We start from the raw sequence: 26,756 nt of genomic DNA on the forward strand, positions 1-26,756 counted from the left end.
CCGGGCCAAGCCATGCCATCCAACAACCTGCTTCCGGTCCAACACCAGGACCCGGGCCTGCAACCGGAGCGGACCAGCCTGGCGTGGGGCCGCACCATGATGGCACTGATAACCGTCAGCGCCATCTTCCTGCGCTGGCTGCCCCACCATGGCCTGCCCATCCTGGCACTCTTCGGCGTAGCGGCGGTGGCCGCGGCAGGTATCTACCTCACCCAGCGACGCCGGTACCGGACCAGTTCGCGCGGGATTTCGAGCGAGCAGCTCAGCGCGGACGCCGGTGCCGTGCTTTGGACCACCGTGGCCTGCGTGGCACTGGGCGGCCTGGGCATCACGATCGTTGTGGCGGGCTGAACTAAAGCCCCATGGCCGTGCGGACCTCGTCCAGGATGTGATGCATGGCTGTTTCGGCTGCGGCAGCATTGCCCTCGGCCACCGCAAACGCCACATCCTCGTGGGCCTTCAGCGCTTCGGGTCGCGGCTTGAACGGCATAAGCCCCTGACGCGTACGGCTGGAGAGGACCTCCGCCACCATCACATCCAGTGCCTTGAACATTTCATTGCCGCAGCTGTGCAGGAGCAGCTGGTGGAACTCGATGTCCACAGCCAGGAACGCCTCAAGGTCCCCAGCCTCCCCCAGCCTCCGCAGCTCGCCGGCGAGCGCCGCCAGCCGCCGTCGTTCTCCTGCTCCGGCGCGTTTCGCGGCACCTGCTGCAGCGATGGGTTCGACGGCGATGCGCAGCTCCGTGAGGCTGGCGTACTGTTCTGCGCGGTGTCTGGATGCCAGGCGCCAGTGGACCAGCTTGGGATCGTAGTAGTTCCAGTACTCCTGTTCCTGGACCACAATGCCCACGCGGCGGCGCGAATACACCAGGTTCATGGACTCCAGGACGCGCATGGTGTCGCGGGCAAGCGTGCGGGAGATGTCGTACTCCTGCTGCAGGCCTTCGAGCGTGAGGCGCTGGCCGGGGGGAAGGTCGCCGGAGACGATCGCCTCGCCCAGCGCATCCAGCACCCGGCTGTGCAGCGCGTCAGGGGCTGCACCGGGAACGGCGCGCGGCCCGGCACCCGGCACCGAAGCTGTTTCCCTCACCGGGCCCCGTACCTGTCCGGACTGTCGTGTCGCCGTCGACATTGTTGCCTCCTCTGCGCCCGCGGCGCATGCACAGTTTATTCGATTTTGACGAAAGATATGACCAGTCTCACGAAAAGATAGTACCTAAACGCCAAAATGGTGCTATCTTATTTTTCAAGCCGAGTATTGTCGGTTGCCTGGAGCTTCACCCGAAGCCAACGACGTCTTCTACGGAGGTAGAACAATGAAGTCTGCTGCCACGCACCTTGTGGTCATGGGTGTTGCCGGCGCCGGCAAAACCACCCTCGCCGAAGCACTCTCCGCCCGGCTCGGCTGGGCTATGGCCGAGGCTGATGAATTCCACCCGCAGTCCAACATCGCCAAGATGAACAGCGGCACCCCGTTGGACGACGAGGACCGCTGGCCGTGGCTGAGGGCCATCCGCGACTGGATGACCGCTCAGGCGCAGGCCGGCCAGAGCACAGTCCTGACCTGCTCGGCCCTGAAGCAGAGCTACCGCGAACTGCTCAGCGAAGCCGAGGGAAACGTCGTCTTCCTGCACCTCTCCGGCGATCCGGAACTGCTGGGCGAACGGATCCGCCACCGCACCGGGCACTTTATGCCGTCCACCTTGCTGCCCAGCCAGCTCGCCACCCTGGAACCCCTTACGGACCAGGAAATCGCCACCGGCAGCCTGGTCCTGGACATCAGCCGCACGCCCCAGCAGCTGGTTGAGGACGTCCTGTCCGCACTCCACCTGCACGCGAACAACTAATTCCCCCCGATAACCCCGTTTCAAAGGAGAACCATGACCATCGAAGGATGGGAACAAACCCTCGGAGCAGGCCCGCTGCTCCTGATCGCCGGCCTGGCGATCGTGGCCCTGCTGTTCCTCATTATCAAACTGCGCATGCACGCGCTGCTTGCGCTGATCCTGATCAGCCTGGCCACGGCCTTCGCCACCGGCATCCCGGCGGACAAGGTTGTCTCGGTCCTGGTGGGCGGCTTCGGCAGCACCCTGGGAACAGTTGCGCTCCTGGTGGGCCTTGGCGCCATGCTGGGCCGAATCGTTGAGACGAGCGGCGGTGCCAAGACGCTGGCCGACTACCTCATCAACCTCTTCGGTGAAAAGCGCGCCCCCTTCGCGCTGGGCGTGGCCTCGCTGATCTTCGGCTTCCCCATCTTCTTCGACGCCGGCCTGGTAGTGATGCTGCCGGTAGTCTTCGCTGTTGCCCACCGGCTGGGCGGCGGCGTGCTCCGCTACGGCCTCCCCGCGGCCGGCGCCTTCTCCGTGATGCACATCTTCCTGCCGCCGCACCCGGGCCCGGTTGCCGCTGCAACGTTCTTTGACGCCAACGTCGGCCTGGTTGTTATTGTCGGCCTCATCGCCGCCATCCCCACCTGGTACGTCACGGCATACCTCTTCGGCCTGTGGACCGGCAAGAAACTGGTCCTGCCGGTTCCGGAAATCCTTGGCCGCGCTGACGCGGAGGCGGAAGCCAACCCGCCCCGGTTCCGTACCGTAGTGCTGCTCCTGCTCCTGCCCCTGGTGCTGATCTTCCTCAACACCGGCCTGAGCACTGCCGCTTCCGCCGGCCTCCTGCCGGAGACGGCCAAGTCGGAAACCTGGTACCAGGTGCTGCGCACCATTGGTGAAACCCCTGTTGCCCTGCTGATCGCCGTCCTGGTGGCCATGTTCGTCCTGGGCCGCAGGCGCGGCACAGGTGCCGGAGCGCTGGAGAAGCTGCTGGAATCCTCGCTCGGCCCTGTCTGCTCGGTCATCCTGATCACCGGCGCCGGTGGTATGTTCGGCGGCGTGCTCCGCACCTCAGGCATCGGCAAGGCACTCGCTGACGTCCTGGGCGACGCCGGCATTCCGCTGATCCTGGCCGGCTTCCTGATCTCGGCCATCCTTCGCATCGCCCAGGGTTCTGCCACGGTAGCCCTGACCACCACCGCCGGCCTGATTGCTCCGGCTGTTGCCCTCGCGGGACTGAACGGCATGCAGGTGGCCTCGCTGGTCATCGCCGTTGCCGCCGGGTCCGTGGTTGTCTCGCACGTCAACGACTCCGGCTTCTGGCTGGTGGGCCGGTTCTTCGGCATGGACGTCAAGACCACGCTGATGACCTGGACCGTCATGGAAACCCTGATCGGCGTGATGGGCTTCGGCATCGCCGCAGTGGTGTTCGCAGTGGCAGGTGCCGCGGGTTAGCGGATTCTTTGGCGCTGTAACGGCAGTAAAGCTGTAACGTTCGACGGCGGGCGGTCACCCTTGGGGGTGGCCGCCCGCTTTTGTTTGAGGCTCCGTTGCCGTGAGGCCCCGTTTACAAACAGGAAACGAAACGGCGGGCGTCCCGTAGCCACACCCCGATTCGGGTGTTGGTAACAAACCCGAAACATGGCCGACACGTGAACTTCACGCAGCGCCGATTTACGTAACGTCACCGCAACTTTTGGACGCTTTTCCTGAAACATCCCGCCGGGAGCATTGATCCGGGGGAAAACCGGGCCGCTCACGGCCCACGCGCATGACGCAGGTTTCGTTGAAAGGGAACAGCAAGTGGAAATCACTGCCCAACATGTCTGGCTGATGGTCTCAGCCGCGATGGTGCTTTTCATGACCCCCGGCCTCGGCCTTTTCTACGGCGGCATGACCCGCGCCAAGGCAGCGCTGAACATGATCATGATGAGCTTCATCTCGGCGGGCATCGTGGGCGTGGTCTGGGTGCTGTGGGGCTACTCCATGACCACGGGCGAGGGTTTCCTGGGCCTGTTCGGCAACCCGCTGGCCAACTTTGGCCTGCAAAGCCTCATGGGCTCGCTCCAGCTGATCAACGCCGGCTACGGTGCCACGTTCGCGATCGTCACTGTCGCCCTGATCAGCGGCGCGATCGCCGACCGCGCCAAGTTCAGCTCCTGGGCCCTGTTCGTCCCCCTCTGGATCACGCTGGTCTACTGCCCCCTGGCCTACATGATCTGGGGCGGTGGCCTCATGAGCGCAGGCGGCGCAGTGACTGCCATCTTCGGCCAGGTGATCGACTTCGCCGGCGGCGCCGTCGTCGAAATCAGTTCCGGAACTGCCGCACTGGTGCTCGCCCTCATTGTGGGCCAGCGCCACGGCTTCGCCAAGGACCCCAGCCACCGCCCGCACAACCTCCCCTTCATCATGCTCGGTGCCGCCATCCTCTGGTTCGGCTGGTTCGGCTTCAACGGCGGCGCTGCAACAACTGCGGAGCAGGCAGGCCTGATCTGGGTCAACACCCTGGTGACGCCGGCGGCCGCCATGCTGGGCTGGCTGGTGGTGGAGAAGATCCGGCACGGCCACCCCACCTCCCTGGGCGCAGCATCAGGTGTAGTCGCGGGCCTCGTTGCGATCACTCCTTCCTGCGCCAACATCAGCCCGCTGGCCGCGATCGGCCTGGGTCTTGTGGCGGGAGCTGCATGCTGCTGGTTTGTTGACCTCAAGTACAGGTTCGGCCTGGACGATTCCCTGGATGTGGTGGGCGTGCACCTGGGCGGCGGGCTGATCGGCACCCTCGCCCTTGGCTTCATCGCACTCCCCGCGGAAGGGCAGGCCGGAGGCCTGTTCTACGGCGGCGGTTTCCAGCAGCTGGCGGCGCAGGCTGCAGCAGTCCTGATCACCGTGACGCTCTCCGGACTGGTGACTGCCGGCGTCGGGCTCCTGATCCACAAGACCATGGGCTTCCGCGTCAGCCACGAAGCCGAGACCGTGGGCGTTGACCTGGCCCTGCACGCCGAGCGTGCCTACTCCTTCGGTGACGCCGGCGGCGGGCACTTCACCCCTTCAGGAACCCCGGTCCAGCACGTTGCCGGCCACACCTCCATGCCGGCCCAGGAGAAGGCGCCCGCCCGGGAAAGCAGCCTGGTCTAAGAGATCCTGGTCCAGGAGAAACAGCGACCAGCAACTACCGGGCGGGAACCTGCACCACCTCAAACTGTGTGTCCTCCGGGTAGGCGAACTGGGCATTGACCACGGCGAGGGTGTTGCCAAACAGGGCAGCCGTCGTCGGGGTCCGGAAATCGGGGCTGGTAATGACGCCGTCCAGGGTGCCGGAGGACAGATCGTCGGCGAGGGTGATGCGGCTGATCTGGTCGAGGCGGTTCTGAACGGCCCACAGTGTGCCGCCGCGGATCTCGATGCCGTCAACTGCCGGGACGCTGACGCCTTCGATCAGGGCGCTGGCACCGGTGGCAGGATCCACCGTGTAGAGCTCGCCGCGGCTGGAATGCGCCACCACCAACGTGCCGTCAGGCGCCGTGGCGATGCCGTTCAGGTTGAAGCCCGGCCCCGATTCACCGGCGGGGCCGCTCATGTCCAGCACCTCAAAGTCGCCCACGGTCCCGTCCTTGGCCACCGGTACGAAGTACAACTCACCGGCATTGGAATTGGTGAACCAGGCACCCTCAGTGGTCAGCGTAACGTCATTGATGAACCCGGCGTCGGTGAAGTCGAACGTGGCAACGTCTTCGCCCGTCTCCGTGTTGTAGACGTAGGCATCGCCGGTGCCGCCGCCGGCCACGAACAGCAGGTTGTTCTTAACGTCCGCGATCATGCCGATCGCCACCCGGCCGTCCGGCGCATCAATAAAAACGTCAGCGGTGCCGTCCTGCACGTCGCCCCGGTAAATGTCGCCGTCCAGCCGGTCCCCCGCGTAGAAGGTGCCCTGCTTCCCGGCGGCTATCCCTTCCGCGCCGGTGGCTTCCGGGAGGGCGATCACCCCCGGAGGCTCCGGTGCAGCAACCGCGGCGGGGACAGTTCCGGTCAAGGCAAAAAGTACGACGGCGGCTGCCGCAGGGATCAGGGTACGCATGGTTTTCCTCCTGGAGGGGTCTTCCTAGGCAGGTCGGTGCGCGGGGCCAAAGGCGGCAGTTGCGCACCATTGTCCTGCCAGTCTAGGCAGCGGCCCGGCGGGCGGGAAGGGTGGATTGGTTCGCTCGCCGGGTCACACTTCGTCATCCGGGAAATATCTGCGGCCGATGCTCGGTTGCCCCGCACATGACAACAATCGGAATCATCGGTGCAGGACACATTGGCAGCCAGGTTGCCCGCAAGGCAGTGGAATCCGGCTATGACGTGGTGATCAGTAACTCGCGGGGCCCGGAGACACTGGCCGGGCTTGTTGAAGAGCTCGGACCGAAGGCCCGCGCGGCAACGGCGGCAGAGGCCGCTGAGGCAGGCGACTTTGCGGTGGTCACGGTTCCCCTCAAGGCCTCCAAGGACATTCCAGTGGAACCGCTGGCGGGAAAGACCGTGATCGACACCAACAACTACTACTGGGAACGGGATGGCCGCATCCCCGCCCTGGACAACGGCGAAGCCACCACTTCCGGGTTGCTGCAGGAGCACCTGGCCCAGTCGAAAGTAGCCAAGGGATTCAACCACATCATGGCCGCTGAGATCGCTACCGACGGCACACCCGCGGGGACGGAGAACCGCCGGGCACTGGTCACCTCCAGCGACTTCCCTGAGGCCGCCGAGCTGGTGGCCAAGCTGTATGACGAGTTCGGCTTCGACACCGTCAACGTCGGCCCGCTCTCCGAAAGCTGGCGTGCCGAACGTGACCGCCCGGCCTACGTGATCCGGCAGAACGCCGAGGAACTTCGGGCAAACCTGGCCAAGGCTCCACGCACCGTCTAAGCCGCCGGACGCTCTACGAACGCCTGCGCAGGAACCGCCGCCATCCGCCCTCTGATGGTTCGGCCGACGGCGGTTCCGCTGCCTTCCGAGCGTCCCGGCGTTCGCGCCAACGCTGCAGTTCGGCGTCGACGTCCCTGGTTTTAGTCACCACCGGCGGGCCGCCCTGCAGCTGGCGCCTGGCATCGATCACGCGGGCGTTGAAGTCCTCCAGCATGTCCCGGACCTGCTTTTCGGTGTACTGCGCATCCAGCCGGGCGTCCAGCCCAGCGTCTTCCTTGCGCAGCAGGATGGCCTTGGGACCCAGGCCGCTGAGGTCCTCGCGCTGCAGGAGTCCCTTCACCCACCAGTCCGGATCGTAGGCCTCGCCAAGTCCGGGGATGGGCTTACCCGCATATTTGAGGTTGTCGAACTTGCCCTGTGCCATGGCCTCCCGGACCAGGTAGTCGGCGCGGGCGGCCTCGCTGGTCTTCCGGCGCTTCTCCCTGTCGGCGGCCTCCGCTGCGGAGAGCTCCGCCTCCTCTTCAGGGGTGATCCCGGCGCCGCGGTAGGACCGGAGCTCCGCAAGGCGCTCCAGCCGCCGTCGAAAATCATCGCCCATAGCGCGCCACCGCCTTTAAGTATCTGACTGCCGGACCGCGGAAGTCCTTTTATCCAGTATGCCCAAGCTTGCCGCCCAGACGTTCGCGCATCAGCTCGCTGGCGTCATTGAGGCCGATGATCTGCACGTCCTTTCCGTGGGCGCGGTACTTGGCGGTAATGGCATCCAACGCGGCAATGGTCGACGCATCCCACAGGTGGGAGGCGTGCATGTCGATCACCACGTGCTCGGGATCGTGGGCGTATTCGAACTGGGTGTAGAGGTCATTGGAGGAAGCGAAGAACAGTTCTCCGTCCACCACGTAGGTGGCGGTTTCCTGGCCGTTTACCGTCTTGACCGTGCGCTCCACGGAGACGAAGTGGGCCACCCGGCGGGCGAACATCACCATGGCAACCAGCACACCCACGCCCACCCCGATGGCGAGGTTGTGGGTAGCCACCACCACAACGACGGTTGCCACCATCACCAGGGTTTCGCTCTTGGGCATCATCTTCAGGGTCCTGGGATGGATGCTGTGCCAGTCGAAGGTGGCCCAGGAAACGAAGATCATCACGGCAACCAGCGCAGCCATGGGGATGAGGGAAACGATGTCCCCCAGGGCCACCACCAGAATGAGCAGGAAGACGCCGGCCAGGAAGGTTGAGATCCGGGTGCGGGCGCCGGAGGCCTTGACGTTGATCATGGTCTGGCCGATCATCGCGCAGCCGCCCATGCCGCCCGTGAACCCGGTGACGATGTTTGCCACACCCTGACCCCACGACTCGCGGGTCTTGTTCGAGCGCGTGTCAGTGACGTCGTCCACCAGCTTGGCAGTCATCAGCGATTCGAGCAGGCCAACAAAGGCCATGGCCAGGGCGAACGGGAAGATGATCTGCAGGGTTTCCAGGCTGAACGGCACGTTGGGGATGAACAGCGACGGCAGCGACTCGGGCAGCTCACCCTTGTCCCCCACGGTCGGCACTGCGACGGAGGCAAGAACGGTGATCAGCGTCAGCACAACGATCGCCACCAGCGGGGCAGGGACGGCCCTGGTGAGTTTGGGCAGACCGAAGACGATGACCAGGCCAAGAACAACCAGCGGGTACACCAGCCAGGGAACGCCGAGGAGTTCGGGGACCTGTGACATAAAGATCAGGATGGCCAGGGCGTTGACGAATCCCACCATGACCGAGCGGGGGATGAACCGCATCAGCTTCGCCACGCCGGACAGGCCCAGGATGATCTGGAAAACACCGGCCAGGATGACGGCGGCAATAAAGTATTCGAGGCCGTGGGACTTCACAAGCGGCGCAATAACCAGGGCGATCGCTCCGGTGGCGGCCGAAATCATGGCCGGGCGCCCGCCCACAAAGGCGATGGTCACGGCCATGGTGAAGGAGGCGAAGAGTCCAAGCCGCGGGTCAACGCCGGCGATGATCGAGAAGGCGATGGCCTCCGGAATCAGCGCCAGGGCCACCACCAGGCCGGCCAGGACCTCGGTCTTCAGCCTGCGTGGGGACCTGAGGGTTTCCCGGACAGACTGCAGCTGCTCCGGGGTATAGGCGCGGGCATCCCCTGCGGTTTTGACGGCCATGACCGCTCCATTCGTGGTTGGGAAATCCAAACTCTACCCTAACGTGATGGTAGAGTTTGAATCCGACCACGACGGAGGCGTCCCATGACAAGCGAAGACCGGCAGCCTGACCATGCACATCGGTGAACTGGCCGAGCGGACCGGACTGTCCCTGCGCACCATCAGGCACTACGACGACGTGGGCCTGCTCCCCGCCCTCACCCGCACCGAGGGCGGCTTCAGGGTGTACTCGGAGGATGACTTCGACCGCCTGATGGTGATCAAGCAGATGAAGCCCCTCGGCTTCTCGCTTGAGGAAATGGCGGAGATCCTGGGCATCCTCCGCTCAGCCGAAACGCCCGGCGAGGCAGAGAAAGCCCGCTTGGCTGAGTTCCTGGAGCGGGCGGTCCGCGAGCGGGCCAAGATGGCACGGAACCTGGCTCAGGCGGACGAATTCATCGCGGGCCTGGCCAAAACGGACTAGGGCCGGCACAGCGGACCGGGCCCGGCAGGCACCCGGCAGGCCGGCATGCACCAACCAGGGCAGGCACGTCGCACGGACGATTCCCAGGCTTGTTCGCGAATCCTAAGCTTCAAGGTTCTGATCTGCGGACAAGCCTGGGATTGGAGGGCGCACGAGGCCGCGTCAGCGCTGGCGCTGCTCCGCCAGGATGCCGTCGATCTGCCCCATGGCCTCCTTCATGCCTTCCTCCATGCCCATCTCCAGCATCTTCTCCAGCTGGTCTTCGGACTCAAAGGTGGAGTGCACCGTCATCCGGGTCCGGTCCCCATCGGGCTCCAGGGTGACCACGGCATGGGTGGTCCCCAGATCCCCTACGGGTTCGCCGCGTTCGTCAGCAAAACCGTCGTCGAACTCCAGCTTGTTCGGCGCGTCCACGGCGGTGAAGCGCCACCAGCCGCGGGCCTTTTCGCCGTCCGGGCCGGTCATGTAGTAGCTCGCCTTGCCGCCGGGGACAAAGTCGTGCTGTTCAAAGGTGGCGGGCCAGGTGGGCGGTCCCCACCAGCGCTCAAGCTGGCGCGGATCCTGCCAGAGTTCCCAGACGCGTTCGACGCCGGCATCGAACTCCGCCACGAGGGTGAGGCTCAGTGCCTCCAGGTTCTTGGTGGAACTGACGACTGCCATGACTATCCCCTTCTTGTCATTCCTGCTGTTCATTCAGGATGTCCGCGATGCGGCCGGCACGCTGCCGCCACAACGCCTCATACTCGTCGAGCAGGCGGCGGGCCTTCGCCAGTCCTTCATGGTTGCCCCGCACAATCTGCTCCCGTCCGCGCTTCTCCTTGGTCACCAGGGAGGCGCGCTCCAATACCGCCACATGTTTCTGGACGGCGGCAAAGCTCATGGTGTACAGCGAAGCGAGGCCGGAAACGGTGAATTCCGACGACGTCACCCGGCTGACGATGTCACGCCGGGTTGCGTCCGCCAGGGCCTGGAAGACCCTGTCGATGTCTGCGTCGCTTCTCTGATCTACAACCATTTGGTTGTACGTTATGCCGCAAAGGCGTCCTTGTCAATGGTCAGGCATCAAAATGCAGGGGTTCGGGCGCGCCTCCCACTCCAGCCACCAGCCCCTCGGCAATATCCCGCAGCTTGCGGTTCCGGTGGCTCGAGGCCTGACTGAGGATTTCAAACGCCGATTCGGGCGTGCAGCGATTCTGGGCCATCAGGATTCCGCGGGCCAGGTCGATCGATGTCCTGGAGTCCATGGCCGCCTCGAGGTCGTTCGCCCGCAGCTCGGCGGCGGCGATCCTGAGCCCCAGCCGGAGCGCCCGGGAGGCCACCTCGGCGAACCGGGCGGCATCGTCGACGCTTGAGTCGGTGAAGTGCCCCGGCTCGGTGGCGAAGAAATTCAGCACGGCCGAGGCGCTCCCATCCACGTCCAGGGGAATGCCAAGGGTGCTCCGGAAGCCCTTCGCAATCATCTCCGCACGGAACACCGGCCAGCGGGGGTCCACGTTCAGGTCCCCCATCAGCACCGGAGCACCGGTGCGCAGGGCCTGCAGGCAGGGACCGTCCCCCAGCCGGTGTTCAATGCCGTCAAGGAGCAGGGCATCGGCGCTGCTGCCGGCCACGGTGTCCGGCCGCTTGCGCCGCTGCAGGGTCACGGCACACTCGACGCGCGCACCGGACATCCTGCTCAAGGTACAGGCCGCCAACGCGGTCATGCCGTCCAGGAATCCCTTGATGTCATCCATGTCGGCAACAAGGTCCTGCAACCGTTCAAGGTCATCGATGTCCGGAGTACCCATGGTGTCCCCTGCCTTAGGACGAAGTGTGTCAGCCGGCGTCACCGATGTGGCCGGGGGCATTCACGGCGAGGACACGCTGTACAAAGGCGCCATACTCGTCCATGTAATGCCGGAGGAAGCCCGCGGTGGATTCGTCATTGACCTCGCCGTCATCTCCGAAGACGTCCGGCTTGAAGGTGATGTACGCCTCCGGGGCATTGAGCTGCGGCGCGTCAAGGAAGCTCAACACGCTGCGCATTGACGACTGCATCACTGCCGTGCCGATGCCGCCCGGCGACGCGCCGATGATGCCGGTGGGTTTGCGGGCAAAGGAATTGGTGCCCCAGGGCCGTGAAGCCCAGTCAATGGCGTTCTTGAGCGCGCCGGGAATGGAGCGGTTGTACTCGGGCGAGACGATCAGGATTCCGTCCGAGCCTTCAATCGCCTGCTTCAGCGCGGTCCCCTCAGCCGGGAAATCGCCGTCGTAATCCTGGCTGTAGAGCGGCAGGTCACGGATGGGAATCTCCGTGAAGTCGAAGCCCTCCGGGGCCAGTTTGATCAGCGCCTTGGACAGCGTGCGGTTGATGGAGGTGGAGGACAGGCTCCCCACGAAATATCCGATGTTGTACTGTGCCACGAGCAACCCTTCCTTTGAGCCGGCAGCTGCCGGCTGACGGTATGAGGATGTAAAGCGGTACTGCCGGCGTGAGCCAATACCCAGTTGAGCACAGAAAAGGGCGCCCGGCCAGAGGTCCGCCGGCGCCTTTCGAGCAGCGCGGGGATGGCATGTCAGGCCGTGCACCCGCTACTACTCCTTGGGCATGTACCGGAGCTGGACCACCCCGTTGCCAAAGGTCCGGGTGCCCGCAAATTCAAGGTTCATCACCTGGTCCGGCAGCTGGAAAAGCCGCTTTCCCTTGCCGATCACCACAGGATGGATATAGAGCCGGTATTCATCGATCAGGCCATGGCGCATAAAACTGGCAGCAAGGTCGGGCCCGCCGACTGCCAGGTCACCGCCCATCCGGGCCTTCAGCTCCTTGATGCGTTCAGGCACGACGTCGGAAATCACCTCGGTGCTCCAGGGAACCGAGGTGAGGGTCCTGGAGAAAACGAACTTGGGCTTTTCCCGCCAGATTCCGGCGTATTCGGCCATGACCGGCGAGACGTCCGGGTCCTGGTCCGCGGTGGGCCAGAAGTCAGCCATCAATTCATGCGTAACGCGCCCCTCCAGGTATCCGGCCAAGGCGTTGCATTCGTCATTGAAATGCTGGTGCAGTTCCTCGTCCACCAGGCTCCAGCTGAGGTCCTGGTCCGGACCCTCGAAGAATCCGTCCAGGGACAGGGAGAGCATAAGGATGATCTTGGGCATGGGGCTCCTTCCTCCGCTTCCAGTGAACCACCAGCAGTGCCGCCTGCAGAGGGGCCGGGCAGGACAATTTCCGCATCGGTCCCACAAACCCTTGCGCCCGCAATGGTCCACGGCTACTTTTGAAACGAATCAGAAAACGCTTTCCGAATGGATGTCATGACCAATTCAACGCGCATCAGCTGGCTGGACGGCGGCGCACCCGCGGACCTCAATGGCGGAACAACGTGGGGCATGCCCTTTGCCCGCGGCACAGTGGCGGATGCCGCTGCCCTGGAAATCCGGGACGCGGACGGCCGGCCGGTGGCAAGCCAGGCATGGCCGCTGGCAACCTGGCCGGACGGTTCGCTCAAGTGGGCCGGCCTGGCGCTGGCGGCCTCGGAGTCGCCGTCGTCCTCCTATTCGGTGACCGCCGGGACGCAGGCCGCCGTCCCCGCAGCGGAAACCGATCGGGTTACGGTCACCGGGGACGCTGGCAGCGTGACCGTCTCCACCGGTGTTTCCACCATGGTCTTTGACCGCACCGGGCAGCACCTCTTTCGCTCCCTGAGCCGCGGCGGCACCGTGGTGGCAAAGAACGGCCGCCTGGTCAGCATGCTCCAGCAGGAGGTCCCGGAGGAGGCCGGGACCACTACCAGGACCGGCTTCACCGGGCAGGTCACGTCGGTGGCCGTGGAGCAGGACGGCCCCGTCCGCGCCGTTGTGAAAATCGAAGGGCAGCACCAGCAGGACGGCGGCGGCCGCTCCTGGCTGCCCTTTGTCATCCGCTTCTACTTCCACGCCGGCGCCCGCAGCATCCGCATGGTTCACAGCTTCGTCTGGGACGGCGACGCGGACCGGGATTTCCTTGCGGGCCTGGGCGTCCGGTTCAACGTCCCGCTCGCCGCCGAACTGCACAACCGGCACGTGCGGATCGCAGGAGCCGGGGGCGGCTTCCTGGCCGAAGGTGTCCGCGGCATCACCGGGCTGCGACGGGACCCGGGCCAGGCCGTGCGCGACGCCCAGGTTTCCGGGCAGCCAACGCCCCCGCCCGGGGAATGGAATCCGGAAGTCTCCGGGCGGCTGCACCTGGTTCCCACGTGGAGCGACTTCACACTGACCCAGCTCACGGCCGACGGTTTTGAACTGCGCAAGCGCACGGCACCGGGCCATGGCTGGGTGGGCATCAGCGGCGGAACGCGCGCCGGCGGCTTCTGCTCCCTCAGCACTCCCGACGGCGGCCTGGGGGTTGGCGTGCGCAACTTCTGGCAGTCCCACCCGGGGCAACTGGACATCCGTGGTGCCGCCGGAGACGAAGCCACGCTCACCGCATGGCTTTACTCCCCCGAAGCGCAGCCGATGGACCTGCGTTTCTATCACGACGGCCTGGGCCAGGACACCTTCGAGGACCAGCTGGAGGGCCTGGAAATCACCTATGAGGACTACGAGCCCGGATTCGGCAGCCCCACGGGCATTGCCCGCACGCACGAGCTGACGCTGTTTGCCTATGACGCCACGCCCGCCACGGAGCAGCTCGCTGCCGATGCTGCCGGCGTGGCCAGCCCGCCGCTGTTGCAGGCGGGCCCGGAATCGCTGCATGCGGCCGGCGTTTTTGGTGACTGGGCCCCGGTGGACCGCTCCACACCCGCCCGGGCGGACCTCGAGGACAAGCTGGACTTCCTCTTCGATTTCTACACGGGCCAGGTGGAACAGCGCCGCTGGTACGGCTTCTGGAACTACGGCGACGTGATGCACACCTATGACGCGGACCGGCACGTCTGGCGTTACGACGTCGGCGGTTATGCATGGGATAACTCCGAGCTCTCCCCGGACCTGTGGCTCTGGTACATGTACCTGCGCTCGGGACGGGCTGATGTGTTCCGGTTCGCGGAGGCCATGACCCGCCACACCGGTGAGGTGGACGTGTACCACCTTGGCCCCTGGCAGGGCCTGGGGACGCGGCACAACGTCCAGCACTGGGGCTGCAGCGCCAAGCAGTTGAGGATCAGCACGCCGGCCTACCGCCGCTTCCATTACTACCTCACGGCGGACGAGCGCACCGGGGACCTGCTGACCGAACTGGTGGACAGCGACCAGAACTTCCTGGGCCTGGACCCCGTCCGCAAAGTCCGCCCGGATGCCGCCACGTACCGGCCGGACCGCAATGCCCTGGGGGTGGGCCTTGGAACTGACTGGGGTTCGCTGGCGGCCACCTGGCTGACCGACTGGGAGCGGACCGGGAACCCGCGCTCCCGCGACCGGCTGCTGGGAACCATGGCGGATATCGGTTCCCTGAAGTACGGGTTCCTGACCGGAGAGGCGTTATATGACCTGGACAAGGGGAGGTTCGACGCCGGCCGCGAACGCATCAGCGTCTCCCACCTCAGCGCCGTGTTCGGCCTGGTGGAAATCTGCAGTGAGCTCCTCTCCCTGGTTCCGGACCCGGCTTTCGAGCGGGCCTGGCTGCAGTACTGCCGGCTGTTCCTGGCCACGCCGGAAGAACAACAGGCGGCGGTGGGCCAGCCCCTGCAGGGCATCTACCTGACACAGGCCCACAGCCGGCTGACCGCCTACGCCGCCGCCCGCCTCGGCGATCCGGACCTGGCGGCCCATGCCTGGAACAGCTTCAGGGTGGGCGGCGAACACCTTGACCCGTCCGTTGCCTTCAGCAGCGAAACCATCCTGCCGCCGTTCACCCTCCAGCCGGTGGAGGAGGCCCGTACGGTTTCCACGAACGACGCCGCCCAGTTCGGGCTGGCCGCCATCCAGAACCTGGCCCTGATCGGCGGCCACCTTCCTGCAGAGACGTGAGGACAGCCCCGTACTAGTGACCCACCGCTACCCTAAGTATGCTTAGGAATGTCAGCGTTCCACTCAGCAGAGTTGATCCAGCTAAGGAGACACCATGACTACAACAGTGGAGAAAGACATTCTGGTGGACGTGCCGGTGAGCACGGCCTACAACCAGTGGACCCAGTTCGAGGAATTTCCGTACTTTATGGGCGGCGTCAAGCGCGTCACCCAGCTCAGCGACGAGCAGCTGGAGTGGGAGGCGGAGATCAGCGGTGTGAAGCGGCAGTGGAAGGCCCGCATCCTGGAGCAGGTCCCGGACCGCAAGGTGGCCTGGACCGCGATCGAAGGCGCCACCAACTCAGGCAGCGTCGAGTTCGAGGATGCGGGCAACGGCCGGACCTCTATCCGGCTCACGCTCGAGTACGAGCCGGAAGGATTCGTCGAAAAGGCCGGCGACAAGCTCCACGTTGTGGAACGGCAGGCCGAGGCAGACCTCAAGCGCTTCAAGGAATTCATTGAGGATGAGGGCTACGCCACCGGCGCATGGCGTGGCACCATCGCCGGCGGAACCGCAACCGGAGCAGGTGCCGCAGGAGGTGCCGCCACTGCGGTGGAACCCGGCGTCGGACGGCCGTTTGACCAGACCGGCGGCTTGGTTGACCTGGAGGGCGACTCCGACGGCACCGCAGAAAGCGATACCCGCAGCGCCGCCGAACGTGAGCAGGACGAACGCTACGGCGGCCCCATCCCGCCCCTCGGAGGACCGCTGGGCAACCCGTAACTGTACAAAACCCGGTCAGCAGAAGCCGGTCCCGGGATTCGTGACCGGATTCGTGACCGGTGCAGGCAGGGGCCCGGCGGGCGCAGTGCGCGCCTGCCGGGCCCTGCCGTTTTGTGCGTGCCGGCTGCCAGGGATGGTGGAAGCTCCGCGGCCGGGCCCGGAGTAGGCTGGATGTTATGGCTTTTGAACAACACCCCGCTGAACGCCGCGAAGTAACGGTCCGCCGGGCGCCCCGTTATGTGCCCTTTATGATTCTGGGCGGCGTGCTGGGTTTTGTGGCTGCCGGCATCATCGCCTTCGCACTGCCCACCAGCCCGGGTTATGACGCGAATGCCGTGTTCGGATTCTTCCTGATTGTCTGCTGCATGGGCGGGGTATTGCTCGGCTCCGCTGCAGCGCTGGTACTGGACCGGCTGAGCATCAGGCGGTCCCGGACTGCCGTGGTGGAAGAAGTGCAGGATTCCTAAAGTCGCAGGCTAAATCCGGCGGAAATCCGCAACCCCATCTCGTGAGATAATCGACCAGTGGCACGCGGCGATGGAAAACTTTCCCATGATCTTCTCCCTGGCGAAAAAGGCCCGCAGGACGCTTGTGGCGTCTTCGGAGTCTGGGCACCAGGTGAAGAAGTAGCAAAACTTACCTATTACGGGCTGTATGCATTGCAGCACCGCGGTCAGGAGTCGGCTGGTATAGCTACCAGCGACGGCCAGCGGATCAACGTCTACAAGGACATGGGCCTCGTTTCCCAGGTCTTTGACGAGACCACGCTGAACACCCTGACCGGGCACCTGGCCGTGGGCCACTGCCGGTACTCCACCACGGGCGCCAGCCACTGGGCCAACGCCCAGCCCACCCTCGGTGCCACCAGCACCGGCACCGTGGCCCTGGCCCACAATGGCAACCTCACCAACACCGCCGAACTGAACGCCATGATCATGGAGCGCAACGGCGGCCAGCTCAGCGGCGAAATGAAGCAGGGCAACACCTCCGACACCGCGCTGGTGACGGCACTGCTGGAAGGCGAGGAGGGCAAGACCCTCGAAGACACCGCCATGGAACTGCTGCCCAAGATCAAGGGCGGCTTCTGCTTCGTCTTTATGGACGAAGGCACCCTCTACGCAGCCCGCGATACCTACGGCATCCGCCCGCTGGTCCTCGGCCGGCTGGAACGCGGCTGGGTCGTCGCCTCCGAACAGTCAGCCCTGGCCACCGTTGGCGCCAGCTTCATCCGCGAGATCGAACCCGGCGAGTTCATCGCAATCGATGAAGAAGGCGTGCGTTCCAAGCGCTTCGCCGAGCCGACGCCGGCCGGTTGCGTTTTCGAGTACGTTTACCTTGCGCGGCCGGACGCAGCCATTGCCGGCCGCTCCGTGTACGAATCCCGTGTGGAAATGGGCCGCCAGCTGGCCCGCGAAAACACCCAGGAAGCGGACATCGTCATTCCCGTTCCCGAATCCGGCACACCCGCAGCAGTGGGCTACGCAGAGGAATCAGGAATCCCGTTCGCGCACGGCTTCGTCAAGAACTCCTACGTGGGCCGCACGTTCATCCAGCCGTCCCAGACGCTGCGCCAGCTGGGTATCCGCCTGAAGCTCAACGCCCTGGAATCCGTGATCCGCGGCAAGCGCGTTGTGGTGGTGGATGACTCGATCGTCCGCGGCAACACGCAGCGCGCGATCGTCCGTATGCTCCGCGAGGCCGGCGCCGCCGCCGTCCACGTCAAGATTTCCTCCCCGCCCGTCCAGTGGCCCTGCTTCTACGGCATCGACTTCGCCTCCAGGGCCGAGCTCATTGCCAACGGCGCCACCATTGAGGAAATCTCCCAGGCCATCGGCGCCGATTCGCTGGCCTACATTTCCGAAGAAGGCATGATCGGCGCTACGCAGCAGCCGCGTGAGCGCCTGTGCACCGCCTGCTTTACCGGCAAGTACCCCATCGAACTGCCCGGCTCGGACAAACTGGGGAAGAACCTGCTGGAGCGCACGGACCTGGGCGGCCTTACGCCGGCGCCCTCCGCGCTTCCGGGCCAGACGGCAGCACTGGCCGTTACCGCCACGGAAGATCCTGCGGAGAAGGCCGGAGCCACGGGCTGCGACCCCGGGCCGGACGCCGAGTTCGAGAACCTGCTGACCGAGGCCGACCACGTGCCTGCCATCCACCACGATGCCGTCCCCGCCGGCGCCGACAAGAAGGAATCCCTATGACTTCCGCCACTCCTGCCGCAGGTGCCGCCTCAGGCATCACGTACGCCTCCGCCGGTGTTGACGTTGAAGCCGGCGACCGCGCCGTAGAACTGATGAAGGGTGCCGTAAAGGCCACCCACAATTCCTCGGTGATTGGCGGCGTCGGCGGTTTCGCAGGCCTGTACGACGTCTCACGCCTCCTGACCTACAAGAAGCCGCTGCTCGCCACCTCCACTGATGGCGTGGGCACCAAGGTTGCCATTGCCCAGGCCATGGACATCCACGACACCATCGGTTATGACCTGGTGGGCATGGTGGTTGATGACATCGTGGTGGTTGGCGCGGAGCCGCTGTACATGACCGACTACATCGCCTGCGGCAAGGTTGTTCCCGAGCGCATCGCGGACATCGTCCGTGGCATCGCAGCTGCCTGCTCCGTGGCCGGAACCGCACTGGTGGGCGGCGAAACCGCTGAGCACCCCGGACTGTTGGGCGAACACGAGTATGACGTTGCCGGTGCCGCCACCGGTGTTGTCGAAGCCGATCAGCTGCTGGGCCCGGACCGCGTCCGCGCCGGCGACGTGGTGATCGGCATGGCCTCCTCGGGCCTGCACTCCAACGGCTACTCCCTGGTTCGCCGCGTGATCAACCACGCAGGCTGGGCCCTGGACCGCCAGGTTTCCGAGCTGGGCCGCACCCTCGGCGAGGAACTCCTGGAACCTACGCGCGTTTACGCCGCAGACTGCCTGGACCTGGCCCGCACGTTCCCGGTTGCCTCAGCCAGTGGCGGCGTCAACGGCTTCAGCCACGTCACCGGCGGCGGCCTGGCCGCCAACCTGGCCCGCGTCCTTCCGCAGGGCCTGGTGGCCACGGTTGACCGCGCCACCTGGGAACTTCCGGCCATCTTCAAGCTGGTCTCCGAGCTGGGCAACGTGCCGCTGGCGGACCTGGAGCGCACACTGAACCTGGGCGTTGGCATGGTGGCCATCGTGTCCCCGCAGGTTGCCGACGCCGCGGTGGCCCGCCTCAATGAGCGCGGCCTGCCGTCCTGGATCATGGGCACCGTCGAAGCCGATTCGGACCTGATCATCAAGACCGGCCCGGACTACGTCCAGGGCGCCAAGGGTGTTGACGGCGGAGCAGTCCGGATGGTCAACAGCTACGCCTAAGCAGCTTTAAGGCAATCGGCTGCTCCACAACCGTCACTGAGGAAGTTCACCAGGACAGTTGGGGAGCAGCCGATTTGCTGTTTAAGGTCCCCGCTTGTGGGAAACACCGGAACGCGGAAAACCCGTTGTCCGCACCGGGTTTCCGGTGGGACAACGGGTTCAGGAGTGACGCCGGCTAGCCGATTCTGCGCGAATCCACTTCGTCGTCGTCCTCAACATCGTCCGCATACTTGTCCACATAAGCCGAGTAGTCCGGTTCAACCGGATCATTCGCGAAATGGCTCGGAGCACGACCCTCGGAACTCTTGAGCTCACGCTGAAGAGCGGAATAGTCAGTGTTCGGGGAATAGTACTTAATATCCCGAGCCTGCTTGGTAGCTTTTGCCTTTTGACGGCCGCGCCCCATGGCGTGACCCCCTTTTGTACTCGGACCGGAGGTGGTCACCATTGGCGTTAGTGAGGCCCCGGAATGTTTGGTCAATTTGTCGTACACCTAGATTACATGGTTTCAGCACTAACTGCTCGCCGGACGGGTTCGATAGAGTCTCCAGACAAGCACCGCACACCACCAGGGAGTTTCCGTGACCGAGCCAGAGGCCGGCAACGGGCCGCAGAGGCCCATTCCGCCCCGACCCGAAGCACCTCCAGGCGCAGCCCGGATTGACGCGCCCACGGAGCCCGCCGCCGTCGAAAATCATCCCGAAGAGGAACCGGAACGCGAGAGCTCCGGCGCCAGTTCCAAGGTGTGGTTCCTGGTGGCCCTGGCCGTTATTGCCCTCCTGCTGGTGGGGCTGGTGGTGTGGCTGCTGGCAACGGCAAACCGCGAGTCCGCGGACTCCACGCCGGCAGATGTTCCCACTCCGGGATCAGTGGTCACCACAACGGCGCCACCTCCATCCGCACTGCCCCTCCCCCGCGAAGCCGCCCCGGCCGATTTCCGGCTGGGCGACTGCTTCGCCGATTTTGCCCCCGAGTCCCAGAAAGCCACCATCGTGGCGTGCGATACCCCGCATTCCGCCCAGTTTGTGGCGAATTACACATACCAGGACGGCGACGTCTACCCCGGAGCCGACGCCCTCCGGGCGAAGGCCCTTGAGGCATGCCAGGCAGTTACCCTTGCCCCCGCCGCCGCCCAATACGTCCTGAACTATGAGCGGGTGTACCCCAGCAGCACCAGCTGGGAGGTGGGAGACCGCCGGGTTGACTGCTTCGTGAAGGCCCCGGAGGGCAACGTCATCAACGCAAGCGTGCTTCCCTAGGCCCTTTTCGCGAGGACCATTGCCGCGGGCTGAACACGCGCGTAGCATACTAAACATGCGTTCAGCATCGCGCCAGGCAACGACAGGCCGGTCTCCGGACATCACGGCCCGGGCACACCTGCGCGATACCGCGGTGAACCTGTTCGGCCATGAAGGCTTCGGTGTTTCCGTGCGTGCCATCGCAGAGGCAGCCGGTGTGAGCCCGGCACTGATCCTGCACCATTTCGGCTCCAAGGACGGACTGCGCCAGGAATGCGACAACTACGTCCTGGCGCGCATCAGGGAATACAAGGAAGACGCCGTCCGGAAGGCCACGCCGGGTGAACTGCTCTCACGCATGGCCAGCATGGATGAATCGGCGCCGCTGATCGGATACGCACTGCGCAGCCTCCAGGCCGGCGGTGAGTTGGCGCAGTCGTTCATCGAACACTTTGTGGAGGACGCCGAGGCTTGGCTGGCCCAGGGCGTCGCCGCCGGGACCATCCGCCCGTCCCTGGACGAAAAAGCGCGCGCCCGGTACCTCACCATCCAGGGTTTTGGCACGATGCTGCTGGACCTGGCCCTCAATCCGCCAGCGGAGCCTGGCGACTTCGCCGCGGCCCTGCGCGGCTACCTTGCCCGGAACGGCCTGCCCAGCACCGAACTCTTCGCCCAGGGCCTCATGACCGACCGTTCCATGCTGGACGCCTACCTGCTGTACGTGGTTGACCCGCCCGCCTGAGAGTTGCGCGCGCCCAATGCGCCCAGACGGATCATCCACCATTTTGCAAGGAAAGGCTCTGCCATGAATGCAGTTATTGACGTCCGCGGACTGAACAAGTCCTTCGGCCGCGTCCAGGCGCTGGATAACCTGGACCTCACCCTTGAACCCGGCGAAGTGCACGGTTTCCTTGGACCCAACGGTGCCGGTAAATCAACCACCATCCGCGTCCTGCTGGGCCTGCTGCGCGCGGATTCGGGCACCGTGCGGGTGTTCGGCGAGGACCCCTGGGACAACGCCGTCAGCCTCCACGGCAGGCTGGCGTATGTGCCTGGGGATGTAAACCTGTGGCCCAAGATCACAGGTGGCGAGGCGATTGACCTCTTTGCCAGCCTCCGCGGCGGGCTGGACCCGCGGCGCAAGGCAGATCTGCTGGAGCGCTTCGACCTGGACCCCACCAAAAAGACCCGGTCCTACTCCAAGGGAAACCGGCAGAAGGTGGCCCTGATCTCGGCGCTGGCCAGCGATGTTGAACTTCTGGTCCTGGATGAGCCGACGTCCGGCCTGGATCCGCTGATGGAACTGGTTTTCCAGCAGTGCATCCGTGAAGCCAGCAGCCAGGGCCGCACGGTCCTGCTGTCCAGCCACATCCTGGCCGAGGTGGAGACGCTGTGCAGCAAGGTCACCATCATCCGCCAGGGCCACGCAGTCCAGACGGGCACCCTGGCCGAACTCCGGCACCTCAGCCGCACCGCCGTCACTGTGATTTCCGACGGCGATGCCACCTCGGTGGGTTCCCTCCCCGGGGTGCACGACGTGCACCGGGACGGCGAGCGGGTGCTCTTCACCGTTGACGAAGCGGCGCTCTCCTCCGCGATGGCACACCTGCTGCCGCTGGGCGTCCGGAGCTTTACCAGCACCCCGCCCACGCTTGAAGAACTCTTTGTGCACCACTACGGCAACGGAGTGCGCACGGCGGCAGGGGTTGAACAGCCATGAACGCGCACACCTTAACAGCCCCGCAGGCCACCCGCCGGGTAGAGGCCCGCGACGGCAACGCCCTCACCGGCACCGGGCGCCTCTTCCGCTTTGCGCTGCGGCGGGACAGGGGCCGGATTCCGGCCTGGGCCTTGGGTATCGGGAGCATGATCGGCTATTTCGCAGCCGTGGTGCCACTTGCGTATCCGGACCAGGCCGCACTGCAGACCCGGGCCCAGATCATGAAGGATCCGGCCGGGGCACTGCTGGCGGGGCCCGGTTACGGCCTGGACAACTACACGCTGGGCACCATGATCGCCAACGAGATCCTGGGGATGGCGGCCGTCGCGGCGGCCCTGATGTCCGTGTTCCTGGTGATCCGCCATACCAGGGCCGAGGAGGAATCCGGCCGGGCTGAACTGATAAGCGCGGGAAGGGTTGGCCGCGCTGCGCCACTGACGGCGGCCCTGGCAACGCTGGTCACAGCCAACGCCGCCGTGTTCGCCGTGCTCGCGGCAGCCATGGTGGCCAACGGCCTGGCAGTGGCCGACTCCCTGGCAGTTGCGGCGGGAGTGGGCCTGGTGGGCGTTGCCTTTGGGGCCGTGGGGGCAGTAACCGCCCAGCTGACGGAACACGCGAGGCCGGCTTCGGGACTGGCCGGTGCCATGGTCGGCCTGGCGTTCATCCTGCGCGGCATCGGCGACTCCCAGCAGCTGGGCGGCAGCACGCTGTCCTGGCTCTCCCCGATCGGCTGGGCACAACAGAGCCGGGCATTCTTCGACCTGCGCTGGTGGCCGCTGCTCCTGTGCGTGGCCTTCGCCGCCGCACTGGTCCCGGTGGCCTACTTCCTGGCAGGCCGGCGGGACCTGGGAGCAGGCCTGATCCCTGCCCGACCGGGGCGCGCGAACGCCACCGGCTTCTTCGTCCATCCCGCGGGCCTGCGGCTGAGGATGGAACGCGGAAGCATCATCAGCTGGTGCGCAGGCCTGTTCGTTTTCGCAGCCCTGACCGGTTCACTGGGGGAGGCGATCGTGGCAAGCTTCGAGGCACAGCCGGAGCTCGCTGCTGTGCTGGGTATGACCACCACCGGGGACGTGCTGCGCGGTGCCCTGGCGGCATTCCTGAAGTACTTTGCCATGGCCGTGGCGGTCTACGCCGTGATCTCCGTGAACAGGCTGGGCAAGGAGGAATCCGAGGGCCGCACCGGTGCCGTCCTGGCCACGAAGGTCACCCGGGCGGGCTGGATTGCGTCAGTCCTTTTGGTGACCATCCCGGCGTCGGCCCTCCTGCTTGCGGTGTCCGGCCTGGGGCTGGGGGTCGGTGCCCTGGCTGCCGTGGGCGGCGAATCCGTGGTGGGCGAATTCACCGCCGCGGGCCTGGCGTTCCTGCCCCTGGTCCTGTGTTTTGCGGGAGCCGCCGTGCTGGCCTACGGACTCCACAGCGGCACCTGGTGGGTCTGGGTGCTGCTGGTCGCATCCATGCTGATTGGGCTGTATGGGCCGGCGCTGAACATGCCGGAGGAAGTGCTCGACGCCGAACCGTTCGGCCTGGTGCCGGCCGTACCCAGCGTGGAACTGGACCCGGTGCCGCTGCTGTGGATGTCCGCCGCGGCCGTGGTGCTCACGGCCGCGGGGACATTCGCGTTCCGGCGGCGGGACCTGGAGGCCTAGCCCTTCCGCGTCACGGACAGCCCGGAGCCCAGGGTGGCCGCCGCCGTCGGGTTGGCCAGGGCCTCCACCGTGAGTTCCTCGACGTCGGCCGAGGTGTCAACCAGCACCGTATCGCCGTCGCTGATGTCTCCGGCCAGGATGGCCTTGGCCAGGCGGTCGCCGATCTCCCGCTGCACCAGCCGGCGCAGCGGCCGGGCACCGTAGGCCGGATCGAAGCCGGACATGGCCAGCCACGCGCGGGCGCCTTCGGTCACCTCGAGGGTGAGCCGGCGTTCGTGCAGGCGGCGGCCCAGCTCGGCTACCTGGATTTCCACGATGTGGGCCAGCTCGTCCACCGTCAGGGCGTCGAACAGCACTACTTCATCGAGCCGGTTGAGGAACTCCGGCTTGAAGGACGCGTTGACGGTGGCCATGACGGCATCGCGCTTGGCGGCGGCGTCCAGGCCCGGATCCACCAGGAACTGGCTGCCCAGGTTGGACGTGAGCACCAGGATGGTGTTCCGGAAGTCCACGGTGCGGCCCTGCCCATCGGTGAGGCGGCCGTCGTCGAGCACCTGCAGGAGGATGTCGAAGGCCTCGGGGTGGGCCTTCTCCACTTCATCCAGCAGCACCACGGAGTACGGGCGACGGCGGACGGCTTCCGTGAGCTGGCCGCCTTCCTCGTAGCCAACGTATCCCGGAGGCGCACCCACCAGCCGGGCCACGGCGTGCTTCTCCGAGTATTCGGACATGTCGATCCGCACCATGGCGCGTTCGTCGTCGAACAGGAAGTCCGCGAGCGCCTTGGCCAATTCCGTCTTACCGACGCCGGTGGGGCCAAGGAACAGGAACGAACCCGTGGGCCGGTTGGGATCGGAGATGCCTGCCCGGGCGCGGCGGACGGCGTCCGAGACTGCCTCCACGGCCTTGGCCTGGCCGATCAGCCGCTTCCCCAGCTCCTGCTCCATGTGCAGGAGCTTCTGGCTTTCGCCCTGCAGCATGCGGCCGGCCGGGATGCCCGTCCACGCGGAGATGACCTCGGCAATGTCGTCAGCGGTGACCTGCTCGGCCACCATCTGGCTGGACTTGTCCGCCACCTCGGCCTCGGCGCGGGCGGCCTCGTCCAGTTCACGTTCCAGGGCCGGAATCTCGCCGTACAGCACGCGGGAGGCCGTTTCCAGGTCCCCTTCGCGCTGGGCCTTGTCCGCGGTGGAGCGCAGTTCATCCAGCTTGGCTTTCAGGTCGCCCACGCGGTTCAGGCCGGCCTTCTCCGCTTCCCAACGGGCGTTAAGCGCGTTGAGCTGCTCCTTCTTGTCCGCCATGTCCGCGCGCAGGGCAGCCAGTCGTTCCACCGAAGCGGCGTCCGTCTCGCCGGTGAGCGCGAGCTCCTCCATGGTGAGCCGGTCCACCGCGCGGCGCAGCTGGTCGATCTCCTCCGGTGCGGAGTCGATTTCCATGCGCAGCCGGGACGCTGCCTCATCCACCAGGTCAATGGCCTTGTCCGGGAGCTGGCGGCCGGAGATGTACCGGTTGGACAGCGTGGCGGCAGCAACCAGGGCGGAGTCGGCGATGGCCACCTTGTGGTGGGCCTCGTACCGCTCCTTCAGGCCGCGGAGGATGCCGATGGTGTCATCCACGCTGGGCTCACCCACGTAGACCTGCTGGAAGCGGCGTTCCAGCGCGGGATCCTTTTCGATGTTTTCGCGGTACTCATCCAGCGTGGTGGCGCCGATCAGCCGCAGCTCCCCGCGCGCCAGCATGGGCTTGAGCATGTTGCCGGCGTCCATGGAGGAATCGCCGGTGGCACCCGCGCCCACCACGGTGTGGATCTCGTCAATGAAGGTGACGATCTGGCCTTCGGAGTTCTTGATCTCCTCCAGGACCGCCTTGAGCCGTTCCTCGAATTCGCCGCGGTACTTGGCGCCGGCCACCATGGACGCGAGGTCAAGCGCAATCAGGGTTTTGCCGCGCAGGCTCTCCGGGACGTCCCCCGCCACAATCCGCTGGGCCAGTCCTTCGACGACGGCCGTCTTGCCCACGCCGGGCTCACCGATGATCACAGGGTTGTTCTTGGTACGCCGGCTCAGGACCTGGATGACGCGGCGGATTTCCGCGTCCCGGCCAATGACCGGATCCAGCTTGCCGGCGCGCGCCATCCCGGTGAGGTCGGTGCCGAACTTCTCCAGCGCCTGGAACGTGTTCTCCGGGTCAGGCGAGTTCACTTTCCTGTCACCGCGGACACCCGGCAGGGCGGCGAGGAGCGCCTCATGGGAGGCTCCGGCGTCGCGCATTAACCGCCCGACGGCGTCACTTCCGGCGGAGAGGCCCAGCAGCAGGTGCTCGGTGGAGACGAAGGAATCGCCCAGCTTGTCAGCTTCCGTCTGCGCGGTCTGGATGGCCTGCAGGGCCGGGCGGGACAGCTGCGCCTGCTGGACAGAACTGCCGGAGGTTGCGGGCAGCGCCTTGATGGCGTTGCTGGCCTGGACGCTGACGGCGTCCGGATCTGCGCCGGCAGCGCGCAGCAGGGCCACGGCCACGCCTTCGCGCTGGTCCATCAGCGCCTTGAGCAGGTGGGCAGGGTCCACCTGGGGGTTGCCGGCGGTTGAGGCATTCATGGCTGCCGCCGAAAGAGCCTCCTGGCTCTTGGTGGTGAATTTGACGTCCAATGAGAGCTCCTTTCGGGACACAAAATCTTTAACTTGAGTGTACTACGCTCAACTTTAGCCAGGGGCCTCTACCTGCCATGTTTGCCCACGGCGTAACGC

General features: G+C 65.7%; 26 protein-coding genes and 1 pseudogene. 16 read left to right on the forward strand and 11 right to left on the reverse strand.

Going from position 1 to position 26,756, the window contains the following annotated elements; all coding sequences use genetic code 11:
• The first annotated feature begins 12 nt into the window (after positions 1 to 12).
• Entirely contained in the window at positions 13 to 351 is a 339-nt protein-coding gene (locus tag ACPJW8_RS15575) for a DUF202 domain-containing protein (RefSeq protein WP_330187099.1), read from the forward strand.
• A gap of 1 nt (position 352) precedes the next feature.
• On the opposite strand, the gene ACPJW8_RS15580 is transcribed toward ACPJW8_RS15575, so the two are convergent.
• A complete protein-coding gene (locus tag ACPJW8_RS15580; protein WP_330187098.1) occupies positions 353 to 1,132 on the reverse strand; it encodes a FadR/GntR family transcriptional regulator in 780 nt (259 codons plus the stop codon).
• A gap of 184 nt (positions 1,133 to 1,316) precedes the next feature.
• Between ACPJW8_RS15580 and ACPJW8_RS15585 the strand changes: the two genes are divergently transcribed.
• From ACPJW8_RS15585 to ACPJW8_RS15595, 3 genes are all read left to right on the forward strand, one after another.
• Positions 1,317 to 1,847, forward strand: coding sequence for a gluconokinase (locus tag ACPJW8_RS15585; RefSeq protein WP_330187097.1), 531 nt, complete (start codon positions 1,317 to 1,319; stop codon positions 1,845 to 1,847).
• A gap of 33 nt (positions 1,848 to 1,880) precedes the next feature.
• The gene (locus ACPJW8_RS15590) at positions 1,881 to 3,284 is read left to right on the forward strand and encodes a GntP family permease (protein ID WP_330187096.1); all 1,404 of its coding nucleotides are present in this window, start codon (positions 1,881 to 1,883) and stop codon (positions 3,282 to 3,284) included.
• Positions 3,285 to 3,632: 348 nt separating this feature from the next.
• The gene (locus tag ACPJW8_RS15595) at positions 3,633 to 4,964 is read left to right on the forward strand and encodes an ammonium transporter (RefSeq protein WP_330187095.1); all 1,332 of its coding nucleotides are present in this window, start codon (positions 3,633 to 3,635) and stop codon (positions 4,962 to 4,964) included.
• A gap of 34 nt (positions 4,965 to 4,998) precedes the next feature.
• On the opposite strand, the gene ACPJW8_RS15600 is transcribed toward ACPJW8_RS15595, so the two are convergent.
• On the reverse strand, positions 4,999 to 5,904 hold the full coding sequence (locus tag ACPJW8_RS15600; protein WP_330187094.1) for a hypothetical protein: 906 nt from the start codon (positions 5,902 to 5,904) through the stop codon (positions 4,999 to 5,001).
• Between the two features lie 185 nt (positions 5,905 to 6,089).
• On the opposite strand from ACPJW8_RS15600, the gene ACPJW8_RS15605 reads away from it, so the two are divergent.
• On the forward strand, positions 6,090 to 6,731 hold the full coding sequence (locus tag ACPJW8_RS15605) for an NADPH-dependent F420 reductase (RefSeq protein ID WP_330187093.1): 642 nt from the start codon (positions 6,090 to 6,092) through the stop codon (positions 6,729 to 6,731).
• Between the two features lie 13 nt (positions 6,732 to 6,744).
• Here ACPJW8_RS15605 and ACPJW8_RS15610 read toward each other — a convergent pair whose 3' ends face one another.
• Both ACPJW8_RS15610 and ACPJW8_RS15615 read right to left on the reverse strand, forming a co-directional pair.
• Positions 6,745 to 7,329 (reverse strand): DUF1992 domain-containing protein, encoded by a 585-nt coding sequence (locus tag ACPJW8_RS15610; RefSeq protein ID WP_330187092.1) that lies wholly within the window; start codon positions 7,327 to 7,329, stop codon positions 6,745 to 6,747.
• 49 nt (positions 7,330 to 7,378) lie between these two features.
• Positions 7,379 to 8,902 carry a SulP family inorganic anion transporter gene (locus ACPJW8_RS15615; RefSeq protein WP_330187091.1) on the reverse strand — a complete coding sequence of 508 codons (1,524 nt, stop codon included), beginning with the start codon at positions 8,900 to 8,902 and terminating at the stop codon, positions 7,379 to 7,381.
• 112 nt (positions 8,903 to 9,014) lie between these two features.
• Here ACPJW8_RS15615 and ACPJW8_RS15620 point away from each other — a divergent pair, with 112 nt between their 5' ends.
• Entirely contained in the window at positions 9,015 to 9,365 is a 351-nt protein-coding gene (locus tag ACPJW8_RS15620; protein WP_330187090.1) for a MerR family transcriptional regulator, read from the forward strand.
• Between the two features lie 162 nt (positions 9,366 to 9,527).
• Here the strand turns inward: ACPJW8_RS15620 and ACPJW8_RS15625 are convergent, their stop codons facing one another.
• The 5 genes from ACPJW8_RS15625 to ACPJW8_RS15645 all read right to left on the reverse strand — a co-directional run bounded on the left by ACPJW8_RS15625 (position 9,528) and on the right by ACPJW8_RS15645 (position 12,503).
• On the reverse strand, positions 9,528 to 10,025 hold the full coding sequence (locus ACPJW8_RS15625; protein ID WP_330187089.1) for an SRPBCC domain-containing protein: 498 nt from the start codon (positions 10,023 to 10,025) through the stop codon (positions 9,528 to 9,530).
• A 16-nt stretch (positions 10,026 to 10,041) separates the two neighbouring features.
• Positions 10,042 to 10,380 carry a metalloregulator ArsR/SmtB family transcription factor gene (locus ACPJW8_RS15630; protein ID WP_330187088.1) on the reverse strand — a complete coding sequence of 113 codons (339 nt, stop codon included), beginning with the start codon at positions 10,378 to 10,380 and terminating at the stop codon, positions 10,042 to 10,044.
• Between the two features lie 40 nt (positions 10,381 to 10,420).
• Positions 10,421 to 11,152, reverse strand: coding sequence for a GAF and ANTAR domain-containing protein (locus ACPJW8_RS15635; RefSeq protein WP_330187087.1), 732 nt, complete (start codon positions 11,150 to 11,152; stop codon positions 10,421 to 10,423).
• A gap of 28 nt (positions 11,153 to 11,180) precedes the next feature.
• Complete coding sequence (locus ACPJW8_RS15640) at positions 11,181 to 11,768, reverse strand: NADPH-dependent FMN reductase (RefSeq protein ID WP_330187086.1); 588 nt, start codon at positions 11,766 to 11,768, stop codon at positions 11,181 to 11,183.
• A gap of 171 nt (positions 11,769 to 11,939) precedes the next feature.
• A complete protein-coding gene (locus tag ACPJW8_RS15645; RefSeq protein ID WP_330187085.1) occupies positions 11,940 to 12,503 on the reverse strand; it encodes a dihydrofolate reductase family protein in 564 nt (187 codons plus the stop codon).
• Positions 12,504 to 12,659: 156 nt separating this feature from the next.
• Between ACPJW8_RS15645 and ACPJW8_RS15650 the strand changes: the two genes are divergently transcribed.
• The 5 genes from ACPJW8_RS15650 (at position 12,660) to purM (ending at position 19,405) form a co-directional block, all read left to right on the forward strand.
• Positions 12,660 to 15,290: a Tat pathway signal sequence domain protein gene (locus tag ACPJW8_RS15650; protein WP_330187084.1), complete on the forward strand. Its 2,631-nt coding sequence runs from the start codon at positions 12,660 to 12,662 to the stop codon at positions 15,288 to 15,290.
• 94 nt (positions 15,291 to 15,384) lie between these two features.
• Complete coding sequence (locus ACPJW8_RS15655) at positions 15,385 to 16,053, forward strand: SRPBCC family protein (protein ID WP_330187083.1); 669 nt, start codon at positions 15,385 to 15,387, stop codon at positions 16,051 to 16,053.
• 176 nt (positions 16,054 to 16,229) lie between these two features.
• Entirely contained in the window at positions 16,230 to 16,520 is a 291-nt protein-coding gene (locus ACPJW8_RS15660) for a hypothetical protein (RefSeq protein ID WP_330187082.1), read from the forward strand.
• A gap of 57 nt (positions 16,521 to 16,577) precedes the next feature.
• Positions 16,578 to 18,257, forward strand: coding sequence for an amidophosphoribosyltransferase (purF, locus tag ACPJW8_RS15665; protein ID WP_330187081.1), 1,680 nt, complete (start codon positions 16,578 to 16,580; stop codon positions 18,255 to 18,257).
• Entirely contained in the window at positions 18,254 to 19,405 is a 1,152-nt protein-coding gene (purM, locus tag ACPJW8_RS15670; RefSeq protein ID WP_330187080.1) for a phosphoribosylformylglycinamidine cyclo-ligase, read from the forward strand. The genes purF and purM overlap by 4 nt, the downstream gene beginning before the upstream one ends.
• A gap of 175 nt (positions 19,406 to 19,580) precedes the next feature.
• Here the strand turns inward: purM and ACPJW8_RS15675 are convergent, their stop codons facing one another.
• Positions 19,581 to 19,811, reverse strand: coding sequence for a DUF3073 domain-containing protein (locus ACPJW8_RS15675; RefSeq protein ID WP_330187468.1), 231 nt, complete (start codon positions 19,809 to 19,811; stop codon positions 19,581 to 19,583).
• Between the two features lie 175 nt (positions 19,812 to 19,986).
• Between ACPJW8_RS15675 and ACPJW8_RS15680 the strand changes: the two genes are divergently transcribed.
• The 5 genes and pseudogenes from ACPJW8_RS15680 (at position 19,987) to ACPJW8_RS15700 (ending at position 24,012) form a co-directional block, all read left to right on the forward strand.
• Positions 19,987 to 20,664, forward strand: coding sequence for a septum formation family protein (locus ACPJW8_RS15680; protein WP_330187079.1), 678 nt, complete (start codon positions 19,987 to 19,989; stop codon positions 20,662 to 20,664).
• Between the two features lie 55 nt (positions 20,665 to 20,719).
• Positions 20,720 to 21,385: a TetR/AcrR family transcriptional regulator gene (locus ACPJW8_RS15685; protein ID WP_330187078.1), complete on the forward strand. Its 666-nt coding sequence runs from the start codon at positions 20,720 to 20,722 to the stop codon at positions 21,383 to 21,385.
• A 135-nt stretch (positions 21,386 to 21,520) separates the two neighbouring features.
• Positions 21,521 to 21,865 (forward strand): annotated as a pseudogene (locus ACPJW8_RS15690) (ATP-binding cassette domain-containing protein); the annotation flags it as partial.
• Positions 21,863 to 22,363 carry a DUF4162 domain-containing protein gene (locus tag ACPJW8_RS15695; protein ID WP_425256485.1) on the forward strand — a complete coding sequence of 167 codons (501 nt, stop codon included), beginning with the start codon at positions 21,863 to 21,865 and terminating at the stop codon, positions 22,361 to 22,363. The pseudogene ACPJW8_RS15690 and the gene ACPJW8_RS15695, both read left to right, overlap by 3 nt.
• Complete coding sequence (locus ACPJW8_RS15700; protein WP_330187076.1) at positions 22,360 to 24,012, forward strand: polyketide antibiotic transporter; 1,653 nt, start codon at positions 22,360 to 22,362, stop codon at positions 24,010 to 24,012. The genes ACPJW8_RS15695 and ACPJW8_RS15700 overlap by 4 nt, the downstream gene beginning before the upstream one ends.
• Here the strand turns inward: ACPJW8_RS15700 and clpB are convergent.
• Positions 24,009 to 26,657: an ATP-dependent chaperone ClpB gene (gene clpB, locus ACPJW8_RS15705; RefSeq protein WP_330187075.1), complete on the reverse strand. Its 2,649-nt coding sequence runs from the start codon at positions 26,655 to 26,657 to the stop codon at positions 24,009 to 24,011. The two genes, ACPJW8_RS15700 and clpB, sit on opposite strands and share 4 nt — an antisense overlap.
• Positions 26,658 to 26,756: the final 99 nt, after the last annotated feature.

The sequence above is a fragment of the Pseudarthrobacter sp. J47 genome, assembly GCF_049810315.1.
GTDB lineage: Bacteria > Actinomycetota > Actinomycetes > Actinomycetales > Micrococcaceae > Arthrobacter.

Coding starts and splice junctions, on each gene's coding strand:
- ACPJW8_RS15575 (WP_330187099.1), top strand. CDS start 13: ATGCCATCCAACAACCTGCTTCCGGTCCAACACCAGGACCCGGGCCTG.
- ACPJW8_RS15580 (WP_330187098.1), bottom strand. CDS start 1,132: ATGTCGACGGCGACACGACAGTCCGGACAGGTACGGGGCCCGGTGAGG.
- ACPJW8_RS15585 (WP_330187097.1), top strand. CDS start 1,317: ATGAAGTCTGCTGCCACGCACCTTGTGGTCATGGGTGTTGCCGGCGCC.
- ACPJW8_RS15590 (WP_330187096.1), top strand. CDS start 1,881: ATGACCATCGAAGGATGGGAACAAACCCTCGGAGCAGGCCCGCTGCTC.
- ACPJW8_RS15600 (WP_330187094.1), bottom strand. CDS start 5,904: ATGCGTACCCTGATCCCTGCGGCAGCCGCCGTCGTACTTTTTGCCTTG.
- ACPJW8_RS15605 (WP_330187093.1), top strand. CDS start 6,090: ATGACAACAATCGGAATCATCGGTGCAGGACACATTGGCAGCCAGGTT.
- ACPJW8_RS15610 (WP_330187092.1), bottom strand. CDS start 7,329: ATGGGCGATGATTTTCGACGGCGGCTGGAGCGCCTTGCGGAGCTCCGG.
- ACPJW8_RS15615 (WP_330187091.1), bottom strand. CDS start 8,902: ATGGCCGTCAAAACCGCAGGGGATGCCCGCGCCTATACCCCGGAGCAG.
- ACPJW8_RS15620 (WP_330187090.1), top strand. CDS start 9,015: ATGCACATCGGTGAACTGGCCGAGCGGACCGGACTGTCCCTGCGCACC.
- ACPJW8_RS15625 (WP_330187089.1), bottom strand. CDS start 10,025: ATGGCAGTCGTCAGTTCCACCAAGAACCTGGAGGCACTGAGCCTCACC.
- ACPJW8_RS15630 (WP_330187088.1), bottom strand. CDS start 10,380: ATGGTTGTAGATCAGAGAAGCGACGCAGACATCGACAGGGTCTTCCAG.
- ACPJW8_RS15635 (WP_330187087.1), bottom strand. CDS start 11,152: ATGGGTACTCCGGACATCGATGACCTTGAACGGTTGCAGGACCTTGTT.
- ACPJW8_RS15645 (WP_330187085.1), bottom strand. CDS start 12,503: ATGCCCAAGATCATCCTTATGCTCTCCCTGTCCCTGGACGGATTCTTC.
- ACPJW8_RS15650 (WP_330187084.1), top strand. CDS start 12,660: ATGACCAATTCAACGCGCATCAGCTGGCTGGACGGCGGCGCACCCGCG.
- ACPJW8_RS15655 (WP_330187083.1), top strand. CDS start 15,385: ATGACTACAACAGTGGAGAAAGACATTCTGGTGGACGTGCCGGTGAGC.
- ACPJW8_RS15660 (WP_330187082.1), top strand. CDS start 16,230: ATGGCTTTTGAACAACACCCCGCTGAACGCCGCGAAGTAACGGTCCGC.
- purM (WP_330187080.1), top strand. CDS start 18,254: ATGACTTCCGCCACTCCTGCCGCAGGTGCCGCCTCAGGCATCACGTAC.
- ACPJW8_RS15675 (WP_330187468.1), bottom strand. CDS start 19,811: ATGGGGCGCGGCCGTCAAAAGGCAAAAGCTACCAAGCAGGCTCGGGAT.
- ACPJW8_RS15685 (WP_330187078.1), top strand. CDS start 20,720: ATGCGTTCAGCATCGCGCCAGGCAACGACAGGCCGGTCTCCGGACATC.
- ACPJW8_RS15700 (WP_330187076.1), top strand. CDS start 22,360: ATGAACGCGCACACCTTAACAGCCCCGCAGGCCACCCGCCGGGTAGAG.